The sequence below is a fragment of the Aliarcobacter butzleri genome (genome assembly GCF_900187115.1).
Classification (GTDB): Bacteria; Campylobacterota; Campylobacteria; order Campylobacterales; family Arcobacteraceae; genus Aliarcobacter; species Aliarcobacter butzleri.
Genome location: NZ_LT906455.1, coordinates 859497 through 876244 on the forward strand (window position 1 = coordinate 859497; position 16748 = coordinate 876244).

Consider the following 16748-nt stretch of genomic DNA (forward strand, 5'->3'; position numbering starts at 1 on the left):
CTAATAAGTAATAATTTAAATTACCTTAAAAAGGGTACTAAATTTCGAAAAAATTGAAAAAAAAGCTCAAAATTTAACCCCTTTTTTGATTGTTTATTGTATTATTCGCTTTATTATTAAAAAAAATATTTAAGGATATATTATGTCTAATATAGAAGCTCCCGCTAATACTCCTGTTTGGGTTGATGAAAATAGATGTAAAGCATGTGATAAATGTGTTTCTGTTTGCCCAGCTGGAGTTTTAGCTATGAGACAAGAAGTTCACTCTACTTTAGGTTCAATGATAACTGTTGTTCATCCTGAATCATGTATTGGTTGTAGTGACTGTGAATTAGCTTGTCCAGATTTTGCTATTTTTGTTGCCGATAGAAAAGAATTTAAATTTGCTAAGTTATCAGAAGACGCAAAAATAAGAAGAGAAAAAATAATTGAAAATAAATATAGAATATTAGATGAAGATAAGTAAGGAAAATTATGGCAAGAGAATTAATTACAACAGGAAATGAACTTGCAGCAAAAGCTGCAATAGATTCAAAATGTGAGTTTTTTGGGGGTTATCCAATTACTCCATCAAGTGAAATAATGCATGTTTTATCTTCAGCACTTCCTGCTCGTGGAGGAGTTTCAATTCAAATGGAAGATGAAATTTCTGGAATTTGTGCAGCATTAGGTGCTGCAATGTCAGGAAAAAGAGCATTAACTGCATCAAGTGGACCTGGAATTTCACTAAAAGCTGAAAATTTAGGAGTAGGGTATATCTCTGAAGTTCCTTTAGTTGTTATAAATGTTATGAGAGGAGGTCCTTCAACTGGACTTCCTACTAGAGTTTCTCAAGGAGATGTTTTACAAGCAAGAAATCCAACTCATGGTGATGTAAAATCTATTACTTTAGTTCCTGGAAACTTAAAAGAGTGCTATACAGAAGTTGTAAGAGCATTTGATTTAGCAGATAGATTTATGCAACCAGTTTTTGTTTTATTGGATGAAACAATAGGACATATGAGTGGAAAAGCAGTAATTCCTGATTTGGAAGAAGTTGAAAAAAATAGAGTTTATAGAAGAAGATTTGATGGAGATAAAAAGGATTATAAACCTTATGGTGTTGGTGAAGATGAACCTGCAATTTTAAATCCAATGTTTGAAGGTTATAGATATCACTTTACTGGTCTTCATCATGGACCAACAGGACATCCAACTGAAGATGCAGTAGTTTGTGATGCTTTAATGAAACGATTATTTAAAAAAGTTGATGCACATTTAGATGAAATAGAATTAAATGAAGAGTATATGTTAGATGATGCAGATATTATGATTATTGCTTATGGTTCTGTTTCTCTTGGTGTTACTGAAGCTATTAATAGATTAAGAAAAGAGGGAATTAAAGTTGGTATGTTTAGACCAAAAACAATTTGGCCAAGCCCAGCTAAAAGAATAAAAGAGTTGATGAATAAATTTAAAAAAGTTTTAGTAGCAGAGTTAAATATGGGACAATTTGCACAAGAGGTACAAAGAGTATCTGGAAGAGATGACTTTGATACTTTATTTAAAGCAAATGGTAGACCATTATCTCCACTAGAAATTATTGAAAAAGTGAAAGGAATGTAAGATGGCTTTTAACTATGATGAATATTTAAGAACTGATAAAATGCCAACTTTATGGTGTTGGGGTTGTGGAGACGGAGTTATTTTAAAAGCTGTAATTAGGGCTATTGAAAAAATGGGTTGGAATATGGACGATGTTTGTGTTGTTTCTGGAATTGGATGTTCTGGAAGATTTTCTTCATACATAAATTGTAATACTGTTCATACAACTCATGGAAGAACATTAGCTTATGCAACAGGAATAAAATTAGCAAATCCTGATAAAAAAGTAATTGTTGTTGGTGGAGATGGAGATGGACTTGCTATTGGAGGAAATCATACAATTCATGCAAGTAGAAGAAATATAGATTTAACATACATAATTATAAATAACTTTATTTATGGATTAACAAATTCTCAAACAAGTCCAACAACTCCACAAGGAATGTGGACTGTTACTATGAGTAGAGGAAATATTGATCCAACATTTGATGCTTGTAAATTAGTTGAAGCAGCAGGTGCTTCATTTGTAGCAAGAGAAACAATGATTGATCCAAAAAGATTGGAAAGATCACTTGTAAAAGCTTTTGAACATAAAGGTTTTTCATTTGTTGAAGTATTCTCAAATTGTCACATCAATTTAGGAAGAAAAAATAAAATGGCTACTGCTATGGCTAACTTAGAATGGATTGATGAGATTTCTATTTCAAAAACTAAATTTGATATGCTTGATGAGAGTGAAAAAATTGGTAAATTTCCAACTGGAGTATTAAAACATGATGAAAATGCTCTTGAATATTGTGAAGCTTATGAAAAAGTAAAAGAAGCGCATAAAAATAAAACTATGGTTGAGTTATAAGGAGTATATGATGTCAGCAAATAGAACTTTAATGAGATTTACTGGTGTTGGTGGACAAGGTGTACTTCTTGCAGGAGCAATTTTTGCAGCTGCAAAAATAAACAATGGTGGATATGGTTTGAAAACAGCAACTTATACATCTCAAGTAAGAGGTGGACCAACAGTTGTTGATATTACTTTACAAGATGAAGAGATTTTATATCCTTATGCAAATGATGGTGAAATAGATTTTATGTTATCTGTTGCTCAAATTTCTTATGATCAATTTAAAAAAGGTGTAAAAGATGGAGCAACAATTGTAATTGAACCAAATTTAGTTAAACCTTCAGAAGAAGATAAAAAAAGATGGAATATCGTTGAAATTCCAATCATTACTATTGCAAAAGATGAAGTTGGAAATGTAATTACTCAGTCAGTTTTAGCTTTATCAATAGCAAACTATTTTACAGGTGAAACAATTCCAAATGAAGTTTTAAGACAAACAATGCTTTCAAAAGTTCCAGAAAAATTGCATGAAACAAATAACAAAGCTTTTGATTTGGGTTTAAAATACGCTAAAGAAGCTGATGAAGCAAAGAAAAAATCTGCATAAAATTTTAAAAGATAGATAAGATTCTATCTTTTAATCTCATTTTTTATAATACTATCACTTTTAGAAAAATTTATTAAATCTTCTACTGTTTTTATTTTATTTGTATCTATATTTTTTAAACATTTTTCAAAAACTATTTGCGTTGTTAATGCATCATAATATGCTCTATGATGGTTTTCTATATCGATATTTAAAAGTTCTTTTAAAGAACTCAATCCATATTTTTCTGATTTTATAGTTCTTTTAGCTAAATCAATTGTACAAAGTTTTCTATTTAAAAGTTTTCCTAAACTATATTTTTCAAAAGAGTCTGAAATAAAGTTGTAATCAAACTTTATATCATGTGCTATAAAAACATCATCACCTAAAAACTCTTTGAAATCTTTTAAAACTTTTTCTATTCTAGGAGCTGTTTCTAACATAGCAGGAGTTATTTTTGTAACTTCTTGAATATATGGAGGAATCTCTTTTGCAAAAACTAAAGAGTTAAAGCTATCTAAAACTTCACCATTTTTGTATTTCACAGCTCCCAATTCTATAATTTGAAAACCTTTTTTTGGAGTACCACCATTTGTTTCTATATCAACAAAACAAAAAGTTTGTTCAGAAATTAAAGTTTGTGTGGTTTTTAAAAATACAAAATCATCTTTTATATCAAGAGGTAAACCATTTATTAGTAAAAGTTCAAACTCCAAATTACTATTATCATAAAATCTATCAGCTGAAATTTCAAGAAGATTTAAAAATTCATCATAAGCTATTGGTTCTTTTAATAATCTTTTTAAAATATCTAAAAAAATAGTTTTTGGTTTTAGTATATATTTTTTTTTAAGAGATTTCATTTGCTTCTTTTACAAAATCAATCATTTTTTGTTTATCTTTTTTTCCTTTTTCAATCTCTACTGCACTACTTACATCTACGCCATAAAAACCAAAACCATTAAGTTCTTTTAAATTTTGAGCATCTAATCCACCAGCAAGAATAAATTTAGAACAATCTAAGTCTTTGAAAAATTCTAAAGCAACTCTTTTTCCTGCTCCTCCAAAAGCATCAACAAAAGCATCAATTAAATAGTATTGATTTTCTAAATTTTGTAAATCTTTTTTCTCTTTTACTCTTAAAACTTTTATATATTTTACTGTTAGTTTTGAATAATCTAAAGTATTTTCATCATCTATTATTTGAGCTAACTGCATTTTAGAGTTTTTACAAGTTTCATTTATAAATTCAAGGCTTTCATTTACAAAAAGACCAACTGTTTGTACAAATGGAGCAATTTCTTCTACTATTTCTTTTGCTTTTAAAGGTTCTATATATCTTGGAGATTTTTTATAAAATACAAATCCTAATGCATCTGCACCAGCATTTATTGCATTTATTGCATCACTTAGATTTGTAATTCCACAAATTTTTATTCTCATATTTTTAAGCTCTTTATAGCTTTTTCATAATCATCGCTTCCAAATACATAACTTCCTGCAACAACTATATCAACACCAGCATTTTTTAGTATTTCTATATTTTTATCATTTACTCCACCATCAACTTCTATCAAGCAGTTTGGGTTTCTTTTATTTATAAGCTCTTTTAATTCTTTAGCTTTTTCAACTACGCTTGGGATAAATTTTTGTCCACCAAATCCTGGATTAACTGACATTAATAAAACCATATCTAAATCTTCAAGTAAATATTCAATCTCTTGCGGTCTTGAGTGTGGATTTAAAACTATTGCAGGTTTTATTCCATAACTTCTAATCTTTTGAATAAGTCTATGAGGATGTTTTTCACTTTCAATATGAAAAGATATATAAAGAGGTTTACATGGAGCAAATAAATCTACAAAAAATGTATTGTTTTCAACCATTAAGTGAATATCAAGAGGTTTAGAAGCTACTTTTGCAACTGGTTCAACAACAACTGGACCAATAGTCATATTTGGAACAAAATGTCCATCCATTACATCAACATGAACTAAATCACAACCAGCATCACAAATAGCTTTTATTTCATTTGCTAAATTTCCAAAATTAGCTGACAATATCGAAGGTGCAACAAGCATTTTTATAAACCTTTTTTTCTAAAAATTGGCAGATTATACCATTTAAACTCTTTTATAAAGTATAATGATGTAAAATTCAGTAAAAAATTATTATTGGTAAAATATCTATGAAAAAACTCCTATTTTTAGCTCTTTGTTCTTTTGGTTTTGCAGTTGAAGTGGATAATATTTATGAAGAAGCGCAAGCTTTAGAAAATCAAGGAAAATATAAAGAAGCTATGATTTTATATAAAAAAGTAGCTAATTTAAAAGTTTCAAAAGAAGATAAATATGTAAATGATTTAAATGAAAAACAAAACTTAGAATTTGAAAGTTTTACGACTTTAAAAAGAGATTTTTACCAAAAAGAGATTGATAAAACAGAAGATAAAAGTACAAATGAAAATATAAAACAAATAGTGACAAAAGAGTTTGATATTCACCCATATAAAAAGAATTATTTACTGCCAGCAACTTATACTTTTAATAACATTGAAGATAGAGAAAATATAGAAACAACTTTTCAAGTAAGTTTTGAAAAACCAATTTATCATAATTTGTTTGGTTTTGACGAGACAATAAGTGCAGCTTACACTCAAAAATCTTTTTGGCAAGTAGCAAAAAGTTCTGCTCCTTTTAGAGAATCAAATTATGAACCAGAACTTTTTGTCCAAATTCCTTATGATAAAGAGAGTTCTTTAAAAGCTTATAAAATATCTGCTATGCACTCTTCAAATGGAAAAGATGCAGAAGAATCTCGTTCTTTAAATAGATTATATTTAGAAGGATATTTCCAATTCTCAGATATTTTTGTAATTCCTAGAGTTTGGTATAGAATCCCTGAAAGCAAAGATAAAGACGATAATCCAGATTTTGAAGATTATTATGGATATGGTGATTTAACTTTACTTTATGCATATAAACAACACACTTTTGAATTACTTTTAAGAGATAATTTAAAATTTAATGAAAATAATAAAGGTGCAGTTGAATTTACTTGGACTTTTCCTCTTCCAGAGTTTTTACATGCTAAAAATGTTTATGGGATGTTTCAATATTTTTATGGATATGGAAATAGTTTAATTGATTATGATAGAGAAATAAATAATGTAGGATTAGGAATAGCTTTATCAAGATAAGCTATCTTATTATTTCATATTTTGAATATAATAATAAATAGCTTCTATTTCTTCTTCAACCAAAAAATATGTTGGCATAACATTTGCATAATATATTAACTTATCACAAACTTGTTCTTTAGGAAATTTTAAATTTTCATTCTTTTTTGAGTTTACTTTTTTTGAAAAAGTTTCATAATCAACATACTTTATATCTGGAGCAATTAAAGTACAATTAAATATCTGTTTATCATGTTCTTGTTTGAAATCTACAATTCTTCTTCCTCTTGCATCATCTCCATGGCATTTGCTACAACCAATTCCCCTTGGATTATTAAAAAGCATTTTTCCGTATTCATATTTTGTAATAAATGAGTTATTTATGTCTAGTAATTCATCTTCACTAAAAGCATTTGATAAAAGAAAAACAGATAAAAAAATTAAAATCCTCATTTTTATAAACCTAATTCATTTTTATTTTTTAAAAACCAGTAAAGACTAAAGATAAGACCTGGAGTTTTTGCTTTTGATTCATCAAAAATAAACTCATCTATTGAATTTATAGGAAGAAAGTATAACTCTATTTGTTCATCATTTACTCCACCACCATCATGAATTTTCATATTTTCATCTATTTTTGCAAAATAAAGATGTTGTTTTGCTCCACTAATTCCAACATTTGTAAAAAAAGAAGTAACTTTTTGTATATCTTTTTTATTTACTTCATATCCACACTCTTCATCTATTTCTTCTATAGCTATTTCTTCAAGAGATTTTTCTTTATCAACTAAACCAGCACATAACTCATAAGTAAAAGTTTGAGATTTATCATTTAAATAAACAGGTACACGAAATTGTTTTACAAGTAAGATAGCATTTTTTTGCGTATGATATAAAAGTATAGATACACTATCATGGCTTCTAACTGCTTCCCAAGTTTTTCTTTTACCATTTAGATTAAATGTAACCTTTAAAGGTTTTATAAATTTTGTATCTTCTAATGTACTAATTTCTAAATTTTCTATTATGTTTGTCATTAACTCTTCTTCTATCTAAAGTTATCAAAAACCAAAGGTGCTTTAAAATCTAAGCTTTTTAAGTGTTTCATTACAGCTTGTAAATCATCTATGTTTTTTCCTGTAACTCTTATTTCATCACCTTGATTCACCGCTGTTACTTTTAGTTTTAAGCTTTTAATTTCTGTTTGAATCTTTTTTGCTTCATCTTTTTCTATACTATCAACTATTTTATAACTATATTTTCTATTTGCTCCACTTGAATCTTCTTTTCTTATCTCTTCAAGAGAGTTTATAGAAATTCCTCTTTTATTCATTTTTGAAATTAAGATATCTAACATTGCATCTACTTTATTATCACTAGTCGAGATTAAAACTAAAGTTTTAGCTCCAATATTTAAATCAATTTCTTTTGTGATTCCCTTAAAATCATATCTATTATCTATCTCTTTTTGAGCTTGAATTACTGCATTTTTCATCTCTTGCATATCTAGTTTTGCTGAAATATCAAATTGGTGTTCTTTTACTGCCACGAATAATCCTTTATTTTTGTGTAGATTTTAACATCATTTTGGTAAAAATTTAAAAATAAGGACTTTTGTATTTATAAACAAAGCCTAATTTTTCTATTTTTGAACCATCTATAATTCTATTAACAAAAGTTTGATTTGAATTAAAAATTGGCATTTTAAATCTATATTTTTTAGCATTAAAACTATAAATCTCTTTTTTTGTTGGATGTTCATTTGAGCAAAGATTGAAAATACCAGATATATTGTTTTCTAAAACAAATTTTGTGGCTCTTATTACATCTTCTCTATGTACAAAATTAATAGGAGTTAATGGAAATTCAACCTCTTTATTTGCACTTCTTTTTCCAAAATATCTATTATCACCAACAAGACCTGAAACTCTAAAAATAATATTACTTCTTTCTTTTATTAAATTTTCTGCTTCAAAAACTATTTGAGAACTTGGATTATTGATTTCACTAATTTCAGTAAAAATTCCATTTATATTTGGATAAATTGAAGTTGAACTAATAAATATAATTTTTTTTATATTTGATATATTTTTAGAAGAGTAGATTTTTTCTAAAAATAATAAATAATTTTCAAACTTTGAAGGTGGAAAATTTATAAACAAAAAATCTGTATTTAGAAGTTCTTCTATATAATCAAAATTTTGTTCATTTAAAATATATGAAGAAAAACCTTCATCTTCATATATTTTTAATTTTTCTTCATCTCTTGATGAAACTACTATTTTATACTCATTTTTCAAACTTTTTGCTAATTCAAAGCCTAACCAACCTGCACCTAAGATAGTAAGTTTCATTTAATCTTTTAAAATACCATAAGCTAAGATTAACCAAGCAATAATTAAAAGTGTTCCACCAATTGGTGTAATTGCTCCTAAAATTGGCATGTTTAAAATAGTTAATAAGTATAAAGAAAAAGAAAAAATACTCATTCCAATTAAAATTAAAATCATCGATACAAATACTTTTTTCTTTGAAGTTAATATATAAATAAATGTTGCTGTAAAAAGTCCTAAAGTGTTATAAAAATGGTATTGAACACCTGTATTATAAACTTTTAACATTTGCTCATCTAAAACTGATTTTAATCCATGAGCTCCAAAAGCACCTAAAGCTATAGCTAAAGCCATCATAAAAGCACAAATTGCTAAAAATAGTTTTGCTTGTTTATTTATTGTCATTTTTTTTCCTTTTTATTTAACATCAACTTCCCAAAAAAAGTCAATCCAAACATCTGCATTTTTTACATAATAATCAGGTTTTATAACAGCTGTTTTTTTATAAAAAATTGTTGCAAGTTTAAATTCTACTTTTGGAAACTTTTCTTTTAATATTTTTATTATTTCTTTCATAGTTTTTCCAGAATCCACTATATCATCAATTATTAAAACCTTTTTTGCATCTGTTAAATCTGGTATATTAAAAATATTTGGAGCTGATATTTGTTTATCTTTGTCATAAGAGACACAATTTATACTAAATAAATTTCTAATATCTAAAGCTTGAGCCATTAAGTGAGAAAGTGTTAATCCTCCTCTTGCAACTGCTAATAAAACTTCTGGGTTAAAATCTCTACATTTGTCCACTAAAGTTTGTGTATCATCTTTAAATATTTCATAACTATAATATAATTTTTCCAATATTAGACCTTTAAAATTCGAATCAAACGCTTATTTTATTAAAAATTTGATTAATTGTAACCAAAATGTAATTGTTGTATACTTCGCGTTTAATTTTTTTTTATAAGGTTAGTTATGTCAAATAATAATTTTAATCAAATCGATTTAAAAGAAGCAAAAAATATTATTGTAGATAGTTTAAAATATCTTTTTGTTGTGGCTAGTATTTGTGCTATTGTTCCTTTAATTTTAAGAATAGATATAAAATTTTTTGGAACTTTTAATCATGAAAGTTCATTATTAGAGTGGTTTCAGTTACTTTGTTTGTTTTTAACAATAACAATATTTACTAGGTTGTCATTTATAATACCAAATTTAAAAAGAGCTAGTATGTTAATAGCAGCTTTTTATCTTGTACTTTTTATTAGAGAAAATGATGATATTTTTGATCTTGTTTATCATGGGTTTTGGGCTCCTTGGGCTTTTTTAGTTGCTTTAATTGCAATAGTTTATGCATTTAAAGATTGGAAAAAAGGTGTTTTAGAATTAGCAACTTATTTAAAAATACCACATATGAAATTAATGATATTTTCTGTTATGTTTTTATTTGTTTTTTCAAGATTGTTTGGAATGGGAAGTTTTTGGCGACAAGTAATGCAAGATAATTTTGTATATGAAGTAAAAGCAATGATTGAAGAAGGAACAGAACTTTTAGCTTATGGTTTAATACTTTACTCAGCGTATTTAATTTACAAATATCTTGTAAACGAAAACATTTAGAACTATTTTTGATTATCCGTACATTTTTCTATGATTAATTCATCGAGTTTGTTCGGATTTTCTTTTACTTCTTGAAATACTTTTGCATCTTCACAAGGGGCAATAACTACTTTTTCTTCTTGTTTTTCAATACCTTTATTATAAATAATAATCCCAATAAATATAAAAAATGCTAAAAAAGTTAGGTATACAGTTGGTTTCATAATTTACTCTTTAAATAAAGTAGAGCCAACTCTAATCATATTTGAACCACACGCAATTGCTAATTCAAAATCACTACTCATTCCCATAGAACAATATTTTGCTCCAAAAGGAACTAATTCATCAAAAATATTTTTTGTAATTTTAAATGATTCTTTAATCAGTTTTATATCAGTTGAATTTGCTCCAATACACATAACACCTTTTAATATGATATTTGGACAAGTTTCTAAAATCTCTTTATAAATTTTCACAGCATCTTTTGCTTCAACTCCAGATTTTGTATCTTCGTTTGCAGAGTTTATTTGAAGTAAACAAGATAGTTTTTTGTTTTTAGCTTCTAACTTCTTATTTAATTCTTGCGCTAAATCTAAAGAGTCTAAAGAGTGTATTAATGTTGGATTTAAATCTATTAGATTATTGATTTTATTTTTTTGTAAAGTTCCTACAAAATGCCATTCAATAGGAAGTTCATCCAATTCCTCACTTTTTTGTTTTAAATCTTGAACTTTATTTTCTCCAAAAGCCCTTTGACCTGCTTCATAAAGAGTTTTTATATCTTGTGTTGTAGAGTATTTTGAAATACCAATGACTTTTACAATATGATGTTCTGAGATTTTTAATCTGGCACCTTCAACTTTTGTTATTAGATTATCTAGATTTTTTGTTGCTGTTTTTTTATCCATTTTGTACTCTTTTAATTATTTAAAAATATTCTATTAATATCATTATAAATTCCAAGAAGCATCAAACTTCCCAAAATCATCCATCCCATTATAGTCAAAAATACAAACACTCTATCACTTGGTTTTTTTCTTACTATCATTTCATATAAGTTAAACATAATATGTCCACCATCAAGTGCTGGTATAGGAAGAAGATTTAAAACACCAAGATTTACGGAAATCAAAGCCGTAATTGTAAGTAGTGCGATGATAGAACTTTCACTTGCATCTGAAATAACTTTTCCTATGCTAATAACACCACCTATTTCACTTGTAGGAACTATTCCTGAAATTAGTTTTTGAACACCTTGAAAAATCACAGTTGAAGCAAAGATAGTTTTTTCATAAGCAAAAACTAAAGATTGAGAAAAAGACAAATCTAAAGTTATAATTTTTCCACTTGGACTAATTCCAATCATTCTTTTTTTGATATTTTCTCTAAACATATTTTGACTATCTGAAATCTCTGGATTTATAGTTTTTATTAGAACTTGATTATCTCTTTTTATAAAAAATTGTAAAGCACCTTGTGTTGTTGTAATAACTTTACCTATTTCTTCCCAAGATTTTATGTCTATGTCATTTATTCTAATAATTTCATCATTAGCTTTTATGTCAGCAATAAATGCAGGAGAATTTTCTTGAACACTACCAACTTGTGCAGCCCAAGTATTTGCTCCTGATAGAGCTATTATAAAGTATAAAATTGCAGCAAGAATAAAGTTAGCAAATGGACCTGCAAACAAAATTATAATTCTTTGCCAAGGTTTTTTTGCATTATATGAATCTTCTCCATCTTCAATTAAAGCTGGATTTGAATCATCTTGACCTTTCATTTTTACATATCCACCAAGTGGAATTAGAGCAATCTGCCAAGTTGTACCTTTCCAATATTTTGAATAGATTTGTTTTCCAAACCCAATAGAAAATGTATGCACTTTTACACCAAAAAACTTAGCAGCTAAAAAGTGACCAAGTTCATGAAAAAATACTAAAAATGATAAAACTAATAAAAAAGTAATAGTACCCACAAAAAACCTTTAGAGTTTGAAATAATCTCTTGTATATTCATATCCTGAATAAATAGTCAAAATAACTGCTAACCATAAAAATTCTATTGCAAATGGCCAATTCATAGTTAAAAAACCAATAGCAATCATTTGTACAACAGTTTTTATTTTTCCAGCCATTGTTGAAGAGACATTTTTCCCTTCACTTACAGCAACGACTCTTAGTCCAGTAATAAAAAATTCTCTTGAAAGGATTAAAAATATAGCCCAAACACTTGCTCTATCAATTGCCATAAGCCCTAAAAAACCTGCAAGTACAAGCATTTTATCTGCAAGGGGGTCTAAAATTCCACCTAGTTTTGTCATCTGATCCCAATTTCTTGCGATAAATCCATCAAAAAAATCAGTAACTGAAGCAATTACAAAAATAAGTCCTGCAAAATAATCGAACCAAGACGGATGCCAAGATGAAAAAATAGGATTGTGTCTGTCAATAAAAAACCATAGCATTAGCGGTGCTAATGCTATTCTAAAAAGTGCTAAAAGATTTGGAAGATTTAACGATGCTTTTGTCATTATCTAAAAGTTGTCCCACCATCAACAATTAATGTGTGACCTGTAATCCAAGAAGCATCATTTGTACACAAGAAATAACAAGATTGTGCTAAATCTTCTGGTTGACCAATTCTATTTAATGGAGAGTATTCAGCAGTTTTTGCTTTTACTTCTTCATAATTTGTAAATGCTTTAAGAGCATCAGTATCGATAGGACCTCCTGAAACTGCATTTACTCTAATATTAAATTCACCTAATTCATTTGCAGCATATCTAACCATTGCTTCAACTGCAGCTTTATTTGTTCCATGACCTGCATAATTTTCAATATACACTAAATTTCCAGTAGAACTTAAACTAACTATTGCTCCACCACCAATTTTTTGCATTCTTTTTGCTGCTTGTTGTGCTCCACATACAAAGGCATTTACTGTTGCAGTATAAATATTGTTTAATCCTCTTGGTTTTAATTTCATAAATTTACCATAACCACCAACAACTGCTCTTCCATAAATCATTGCATTTGAAATAAAGAAATCTACTCTATCAAAGTCTTTATCTATTTCTTCAAATAGCTCAGAATATTTTTCAGGCTCTAAAATATTAAATGGATATGCACGACATTTCACACCAAATTTTTTCTCAACATCTTTACAGATTTCTTGAGCTACTTCACCATTTGAGTTGTAAGTAAATGCTACGTTTACACCATTACTTGCGAATTTATAAACACACTCTTTACCAATACCTTTTGTTCCACCTGAAATTACTAAAGTTTTCCCTTGCATGTTGTTATTCATTATTTTATTACCTCATATTTTATTAAAATTTTTTCTAATTTTTGCATTGTTTCTGCACTTGGATTAGTCAATGGTAGTCTAAATTCTAAACTATCTAATAATCCAGATAAATACATAGCAGCTTTAATTGGAATAGGGTTACTTTCACAGAATAAAGTTTTATTTAATTCATAAAGATCATTATGAATACTTAAGGAAGTTTTATAATCACCTTCTAGTACACTACTTACTAATTTTGATTTCAAGTTTGGTAAAAGATTTGAAGTAACAGAGATAATTCCTCTTGCACCACTTGCAAGCATAGGAAAATCAACACTATCATCTCCTGAAACTACTACAAAATCTTTTCTTGCTGACATTAATGAAGTTGCTCTTTCTAAACTTCCTGTCGCTTCTTTTATTCCATAGATATTTTTTACATCATCAAACAGTCTTATTGCTGTTTCTGGAAGTAAATCAACTCCTGTACGACCTGGAACATTATATAACATTAAAGGAAGTTCAACAGAGTTTGCTATTGCTTTATAGTGTTGATATAATCCCTCTTGAGTTGGTTTATTATAATATGGAGCAATTGATAAAATCCCATCTGCTCCTACTTCTTGAGCAAATTTAGCGATATCGCAAGCTTCATGAGTTGCATTTGAACCAGCACCAGCAAGAACTTTTACACCACTGTTTTTACAAGTTGCAACGGCAACTTCAATACATTCTTTATGTTCTTTATGTGATAAAGTAGCACTTTCTCCTGTTGTTCCAACTGGTGAAACAGCATTTATCCCTTGAGCTATTTGTCTTTTTATTAAAGATTCATATTTTTGTAAATCAACTTTTCCATTTTTAAATGGTGTAATTAGTGCGGTCATAGAACCGGTAATAATATCCATACTTATCCTTTTTTACTAGTAGATTATTTTTCTTCTTTTAAAATAACTGTTGTTGAGTTTTTTTCAATTAAATATTTATTTGCAACATCAATTAAATCTTTTTTAGTCAATTTTTCTACATTTTTTTCATAATTTAAAAGAGGAGTTATATTTCCTCTTACTAAATAAGAACCATATAAAGAAGCTACTTCGCTTGAACTTTCAAGTGAAAAAATAAAATCAGCTTTTGTATTGATTTTTATTTTGTTTATATCTTTTTCTTCAAATTGTCCTTGTTTAATTTGCGCAATTGTATCTAAAATTTCTTTTTCTATTTTTAAAGCATCAACACCTTCATTTGCTACAGCCATAAACATAAATAATCCAGGGTCTTTTAAATCCATATTATAAGCATAAATAGTATTAACTAATCTTTTTTCATCAACTAATTTTTTTTGTAAAATTGAGCTTTTACCATTGCTTAAAAGTTCACTTAATGCTGAAAGTGCAACTTGATCTTCATGTTCAAAATTTGGAATATGATAAGTGATTGCTATCATTTGTACAGCTGATTCTTTATGAATAGTTACTCTTTTTGCACCATCTTGTTCTGGTTCTGTTGTATGGATAGATGATGGGATTTCTTTACTGTTTTTGATATTTTTAAAATGTTTTTCAACTGATTTAAAAATTTCATCTTTATCTATATCCCCTGCAACTACTACTATTGCATTTTTTGGTTGATAATAAGTACTATGAAAATCTTTTATATCTTCAATTGTCCAATTTTTAATGTCGTTCATAAATCCAATTGGAGTCCAATGATATGGATGATAAATATAAGCATTGTTAAATAATCTAAATTGCAAATATCCCATTGGATTATTATCTGTTCGCCATCTTCTTTCTTCTGCAACTACATCTCTTTCTGGCTGGAATTCTTCATCTTTAAGTGTAAGATTTTCCATTAAATCTGCAAATAATTCTAAAGATTTATCCATGTTTTTTGAACTTGATTTTATAAAGTAATGAGTGTAATCAAAAGATGTAGAAGCATTGTTTACTCCTCCAAATCCTTTTACAATTTCATCAAATTCACCAGCTTTTAAATTTTTTGTAGATTTGAAATTTAAGTGTTCTAACATATGAGCAATTCCACTTTTACCCATTTTTTCATTTCTACTTCCAACTTTATAAAAAACATCAGTAGATACTACATCTGAACCATTTTTCATAGGGATTGCTACTATTTCAAGACCATTTTCTAAAGTTTTTGTATAATATTTTGGTAAGTTACTACCCATTGATTCTCCCGATATTATTATTAATAAAAAAAGTTGAACAAAAAATATTTTGAATAGATTTTTTATATAATTCATTATTTTAAATTAGCTCCAATAGCTTCTTGAATATTTTCAAAACCATCTTTATCAAGTAGTTCTAAAATCTCTTGGTTTATTTTTCTAACCATTGCAGGTCCTTCAAAAATAAGTCCTGAATATGCTTGAACTAAAGTTGCACCATTTTTTATTCTTTCATAAGCTTGAGCACCATTTGAAATACCACCAGCTGAAATTAAAATAGTTTTTCCAAATAATTCCCGTGCTATTTCTTTAAAAAGTTGTGAAGATTTTTGCGTTAGACAAGATCCACTTAAACCACCAAAGTTTTGACAATTTGGTACTAAACTATAATCAATTGTTGTATTTGTTGCAATTATTCCACTTGCACCTGCTTCAACAGCAGTTTTACATAAATTTATCGCTGTTTGCACTTCCATATCAGGTGCAATTTTTAGTAAAATTGGTTTTGTTGTTAAAGTTTTTGCCATAGTAAATAATTCTGTAATAAACTTTTCATTTTGTAAATCTCTTAAATTTGGAGTATTTGGACTAGAGATATTTATTACTAAATAATCACTTATTTTATGGAATTTTTTAATTAAGTTTTTATAATCACTTAAAGCAAACTCTTCAGGAGTTATTTTATTTTTTCCAATATTTACACCAACTGGTATCTCAAAAGGATAAACTTTTTTTAGATTTTTTAAAACAGCATGCGCACCAAGATTGTTAAATCCCATAGCATTTTGAACAGATTTAGCCTCAGCATATCTAAACATTCTAGGTTTTGGATTTCCATCTTGAGGAAGTAAAGTTACAGTTCCAATCTCTGTAAAACCAAAACCTAAAGATTTCATAGCTTTTATCATAGTTGCATTTTTGTCAAAACCAGCGGCAAGTCCAACAGGATTTGAAAAATTTAGGTCAAAAATTTTTTGATTTAATCTTGGATGAAAAATATAATTCTCTTTTTCCATTATATTTTTTAGAATAAAACATTTACCTAATGTTTTTAGACCAAATTCCGCTATATTGTGAGCAGTTTCTGGTTGAAATTTAAATAGTACTTTTTTTACTGTTTCATAACTAATCAAAATTTATCC

General features: G+C 27.6%; 23 protein-coding genes. 6 read left to right on the forward strand and 17 right to left on the reverse strand.

Translation table 11 applies throughout. From position 1 onward, the window contains the following. Positions 1–142: 142 nt before the first annotated feature. From CKV87_RS04275 to CKV87_RS04290, 4 genes are read left to right on the forward strand one after another with little or no spacing between them, the layout of a single operon-like run. Positions 143–466 carry a 4Fe-4S dicluster domain-containing protein gene (locus CKV87_RS04275; RefSeq protein ID WP_012012586.1) on the forward strand — a complete coding sequence of 108 codons (324 nt, stop codon included), beginning with the start codon at positions 143–145 and terminating at the stop codon, positions 464–466. 8 nt (positions 467–474) lie between these two features. Further along, positions 475–1605: a 2-oxoglutarate synthase subunit alpha gene (locus CKV87_RS04280; RefSeq protein WP_004509011.1), complete on the forward strand. Its 1131-nt coding sequence runs from the start codon at positions 475–477 to the stop codon at positions 1603–1605. 1 nt (position 1606) lies between these two features. After that, positions 1607–2440 carry a 2-oxoglutarate ferredoxin oxidoreductase subunit beta gene (locus tag CKV87_RS04285; RefSeq protein ID WP_004509012.1) on the forward strand — a complete coding sequence of 278 codons (834 nt, stop codon included), beginning with the start codon at positions 1607–1609 and terminating at the stop codon, positions 2438–2440. A gap of 10 nt (positions 2441–2450) precedes the next feature. Next, on the forward strand, positions 2451–3032 hold the full coding sequence (locus tag CKV87_RS04290) for a 2-oxoacid:acceptor oxidoreductase family protein (RefSeq protein WP_034226501.1): 582 nt from the start codon (positions 2451–2453) through the stop codon (positions 3030–3032). A gap of 23 nt (positions 3033–3055) precedes the next feature. On the opposite strand, the gene CKV87_RS04295 is transcribed toward CKV87_RS04290, so the two are convergent. The 3 genes from CKV87_RS04295 to rpe are packed head-to-tail and all read right to left on the reverse strand — an operon-like array spanning position 3056 to position 5092. Beyond that, a complete protein-coding gene (locus CKV87_RS04295; protein ID WP_012012588.1) occupies positions 3056–3874 on the reverse strand; it encodes a 3'-5' exonuclease in 819 nt (272 codons plus the stop codon). Next, a complete protein-coding gene (locus CKV87_RS04300) occupies positions 3861–4454 on the reverse strand; it encodes a phosphoribosylanthranilate isomerase (protein ID WP_012012589.1) in 594 nt (197 codons plus the stop codon). The genes CKV87_RS04295 and CKV87_RS04300 overlap by 14 nt, the downstream gene beginning before the upstream one ends. Next, positions 4451–5092 carry a ribulose-phosphate 3-epimerase gene (gene rpe, locus CKV87_RS04305; RefSeq protein WP_012012590.1) on the reverse strand — a complete coding sequence of 214 codons (642 nt, stop codon included), beginning with the start codon at positions 5090–5092 and terminating at the stop codon, positions 4451–4453. The genes CKV87_RS04300 and rpe overlap by 4 nt, the downstream gene beginning before the upstream one ends. 107 nt (positions 5093–5199) lie before the next feature. On the opposite strand from rpe, the gene CKV87_RS04310 reads away from it, so the two are divergent. Then, a complete protein-coding gene (locus CKV87_RS04310) occupies positions 5200–6210 on the forward strand; it encodes a phospholipase A (RefSeq protein WP_012012591.1) in 1011 nt (336 codons plus the stop codon). Positions 6211–6219: 9 nt separating this feature from the next. Here CKV87_RS04310 and CKV87_RS04315 read toward each other — a convergent pair whose 3' ends face one another. From CKV87_RS04315 to CKV87_RS04340, 6 genes are read right to left on the reverse strand one after another with little or no spacing between them, the layout of a single operon-like run. Continuing rightward, positions 6220–6642, reverse strand: coding sequence for a c-type cytochrome (locus CKV87_RS04315; RefSeq protein WP_012012592.1), 423 nt, complete (start codon positions 6640–6642; stop codon positions 6220–6222). Positions 6643–6644: 2 nt separating this feature from the next. Continuing rightward, positions 6645–7226 (reverse strand): NUDIX domain-containing protein, encoded by a 582-nt coding sequence (locus CKV87_RS04320; RefSeq protein WP_012012593.1) that lies wholly within the window; start codon positions 7224–7226, stop codon positions 6645–6647. 11 nt (positions 7227–7237) lie between these two features. After that, positions 7238–7738 (reverse strand): YajQ family cyclic di-GMP-binding protein, encoded by a 501-nt coding sequence (locus tag CKV87_RS04325; protein ID WP_012012594.1) that lies wholly within the window; start codon positions 7736–7738, stop codon positions 7238–7240. A gap of 49 nt (positions 7739–7787) precedes the next feature. Then, complete coding sequence (locus CKV87_RS04330; protein ID WP_012012595.1) at positions 7788–8543, reverse strand: Rossmann-fold NAD(P)-binding domain-containing protein; 756 nt, start codon at positions 8541–8543, stop codon at positions 7788–7790. After that, positions 8544–8927, reverse strand: coding sequence for a DUF423 domain-containing protein (locus CKV87_RS04335; protein ID WP_012012596.1), 384 nt, complete (start codon positions 8925–8927; stop codon positions 8544–8546). 12 nt (positions 8928–8939) lie between these two features. Further along, positions 8940–9386, reverse strand: a complete 447-nt coding sequence (locus tag CKV87_RS04340; RefSeq protein ID WP_012012597.1) for a phosphoribosyltransferase — start codon at positions 9384–9386, stop codon at positions 8940–8942. 114 nt (positions 9387–9500) lie between these two features. On the opposite strand from CKV87_RS04340, the gene CKV87_RS04345 reads away from it, so the two are divergent. After that, positions 9501–10145 carry a beta-carotene 15,15'-monooxygenase gene (locus CKV87_RS04345; protein ID WP_012012598.1) on the forward strand — a complete coding sequence of 215 codons (645 nt, stop codon included), beginning with the start codon at positions 9501–9503 and terminating at the stop codon, positions 10143–10145. 2 nt (positions 10146–10147) lie between these two features. Here CKV87_RS04345 and CKV87_RS04350 read toward each other — a convergent pair whose 3' ends face one another. Genes CKV87_RS04350 through CKV87_RS04385 form a run of 8 tightly spaced genes read right to left on the reverse strand, consistent with a single transcriptional unit; the run spans position 10148 to position 16739 of the window. After that, on the reverse strand, positions 10148–10348 hold the full coding sequence (locus CKV87_RS04350; RefSeq protein ID WP_012012599.1) for a hypothetical protein: 201 nt from the start codon (positions 10346–10348) through the stop codon (positions 10148–10150). A 3-nt stretch (positions 10349–10351) separates the two neighbouring features. Then, complete coding sequence (locus CKV87_RS04355) at positions 10352–11032, reverse strand: YggS family pyridoxal phosphate-dependent enzyme (protein WP_012012600.1); 681 nt, start codon at positions 11030–11032, stop codon at positions 10352–10354. Positions 11033–11043: 11 nt separating this feature from the next. Then, complete coding sequence (rseP, locus tag CKV87_RS04360; RefSeq protein WP_012012601.1) at positions 11044–12102, reverse strand: RIP metalloprotease RseP; 1059 nt, start codon at positions 12100–12102, stop codon at positions 11044–11046. A gap of 9 nt (positions 12103–12111) precedes the next feature. Further along, on the reverse strand, positions 12112–12657 hold the full coding sequence (gene pgsA, locus CKV87_RS04365; RefSeq protein WP_012012602.1) for a CDP-diacylglycerol--glycerol-3-phosphate 3-phosphatidyltransferase: 546 nt from the start codon (positions 12655–12657) through the stop codon (positions 12112–12114). After that, positions 12657–13436 carry an enoyl-ACP reductase gene (locus CKV87_RS04370; RefSeq protein WP_004509057.1) on the reverse strand — a complete coding sequence of 260 codons (780 nt, stop codon included), beginning with the start codon at positions 13434–13436 and terminating at the stop codon, positions 12657–12659. Before CKV87_RS04370 ends, pgsA begins: the two co-directional genes overlap by 1 nt. Further along, entirely contained in the window at positions 13436–14323 is an 888-nt protein-coding gene (gene dapA / locus CKV87_RS04375) for a 4-hydroxy-tetrahydrodipicolinate synthase (protein WP_012012603.1), read from the reverse strand. The genes CKV87_RS04370 and dapA overlap by 1 nt, the downstream gene beginning before the upstream one ends. A gap of 23 nt (positions 14324–14346) precedes the next feature. Continuing rightward, positions 14347–15681 carry a M16 family metallopeptidase gene (locus tag CKV87_RS04380; protein ID WP_012012604.1) on the reverse strand — a complete coding sequence of 445 codons (1335 nt, stop codon included), beginning with the start codon at positions 15679–15681 and terminating at the stop codon, positions 14347–14349. Next, positions 15681–16739 (reverse strand): quinone-dependent dihydroorotate dehydrogenase, encoded by a 1059-nt coding sequence (locus CKV87_RS04385; RefSeq protein WP_012012605.1) that lies wholly within the window; start codon positions 16737–16739, stop codon positions 15681–15683. The genes CKV87_RS04380 and CKV87_RS04385 overlap by 1 nt, the downstream gene beginning before the upstream one ends. Between the last annotated feature and the right edge of the window lie 9 nt (positions 16740–16748).

Excerpts from the sequence above, each read along its gene's own strand:
- CKV87_RS04275 (WP_012012586.1), top strand. The coding sequence starts at position 143 with ATGTCTAATATAGAAGCTCCCGCTAATACTCCTGTTTGGGTTGATGAA.
- CKV87_RS04295 (WP_012012588.1), bottom strand. The coding sequence starts at position 3,874 with ATGAAATCTCTTAAAAAAAAATATATACTAAAACCAAAAACTATTTTT.
- dapA (WP_012012603.1), bottom strand. The coding sequence starts at position 14,323 with ATGGATATTATTACCGGTTCTATGACCGCACTAATTACACCATTTAAA.
- rpe (WP_012012590.1), bottom strand. The coding sequence starts at position 5,092 with ATGCTTGTTGCACCTTCGATATTGTCAGCTAATTTTGGAAATTTAGCA.
- CKV87_RS04370 (WP_004509057.1), bottom strand. The coding sequence starts at position 13,436 with ATGAATAACAACATGCAAGGGAAAACTTTAGTAATTTCAGGTGGAACA.
- CKV87_RS04315 (WP_012012592.1), bottom strand. The coding sequence starts at position 6,642 with ATGAGGATTTTAATTTTTTTATCTGTTTTTCTTTTATCAAATGCTTTT.
- CKV87_RS04350 (WP_012012599.1), bottom strand. The coding sequence starts at position 10,348 with ATGAAACCAACTGTATACCTAACTTTTTTAGCATTTTTTATATTTATT.
- CKV87_RS04335 (WP_012012596.1), bottom strand. The coding sequence starts at position 8,927 with ATGACAATAAATAAACAAGCAAAACTATTTTTAGCAATTTGTGCTTTT.
- pgsA (WP_012012602.1), bottom strand. The coding sequence starts at position 12,657 with ATGACAAAAGCATCGTTAAATCTTCCAAATCTTTTAGCACTTTTTAGA.
- CKV87_RS04285 (WP_004509012.1), top strand. The coding sequence starts at position 1,607 with ATGGCTTTTAACTATGATGAATATTTAAGAACTGATAAAATGCCAACT.
- CKV87_RS04310 (WP_012012591.1), top strand. The coding sequence starts at position 5,200 with ATGAAAAAACTCCTATTTTTAGCTCTTTGTTCTTTTGGTTTTGCAGTT.
- CKV87_RS04380 (WP_012012604.1), bottom strand. The coding sequence starts at position 15,681 with ATGAATTATATAAAAAATCTATTCAAAATATTTTTTGTTCAACTTTTT.
- CKV87_RS04300 (WP_012012589.1), bottom strand. The coding sequence starts at position 4,454 with ATGAGAATAAAAATTTGTGGAATTACAAATCTAAGTGATGCAATAAAT.
- CKV87_RS04330 (WP_012012595.1), bottom strand. The coding sequence starts at position 8,543 with ATGAAACTTACTATCTTAGGTGCAGGTTGGTTAGGCTTTGAATTAGCA.
- CKV87_RS04320 (WP_012012593.1), bottom strand. The coding sequence starts at position 7,226 with ATGACAAACATAATAGAAAATTTAGAAATTAGTACATTAGAAGATACA.
- CKV87_RS04280 (WP_004509011.1), top strand. The coding sequence starts at position 475 with ATGGCAAGAGAATTAATTACAACAGGAAATGAACTTGCAGCAAAAGCT.
- CKV87_RS04355 (WP_012012600.1), bottom strand. The coding sequence starts at position 11,032 with ATGGATAAAAAAACAGCAACAAAAAATCTAGATAATCTAATAACAAAA.
- CKV87_RS04345 (WP_012012598.1), top strand. The coding sequence starts at position 9,501 with ATGTCAAATAATAATTTTAATCAAATCGATTTAAAAGAAGCAAAAAAT.
- CKV87_RS04290 (WP_034226501.1), top strand. The coding sequence starts at position 2,451 with ATGTCAGCAAATAGAACTTTAATGAGATTTACTGGTGTTGGTGGACAA.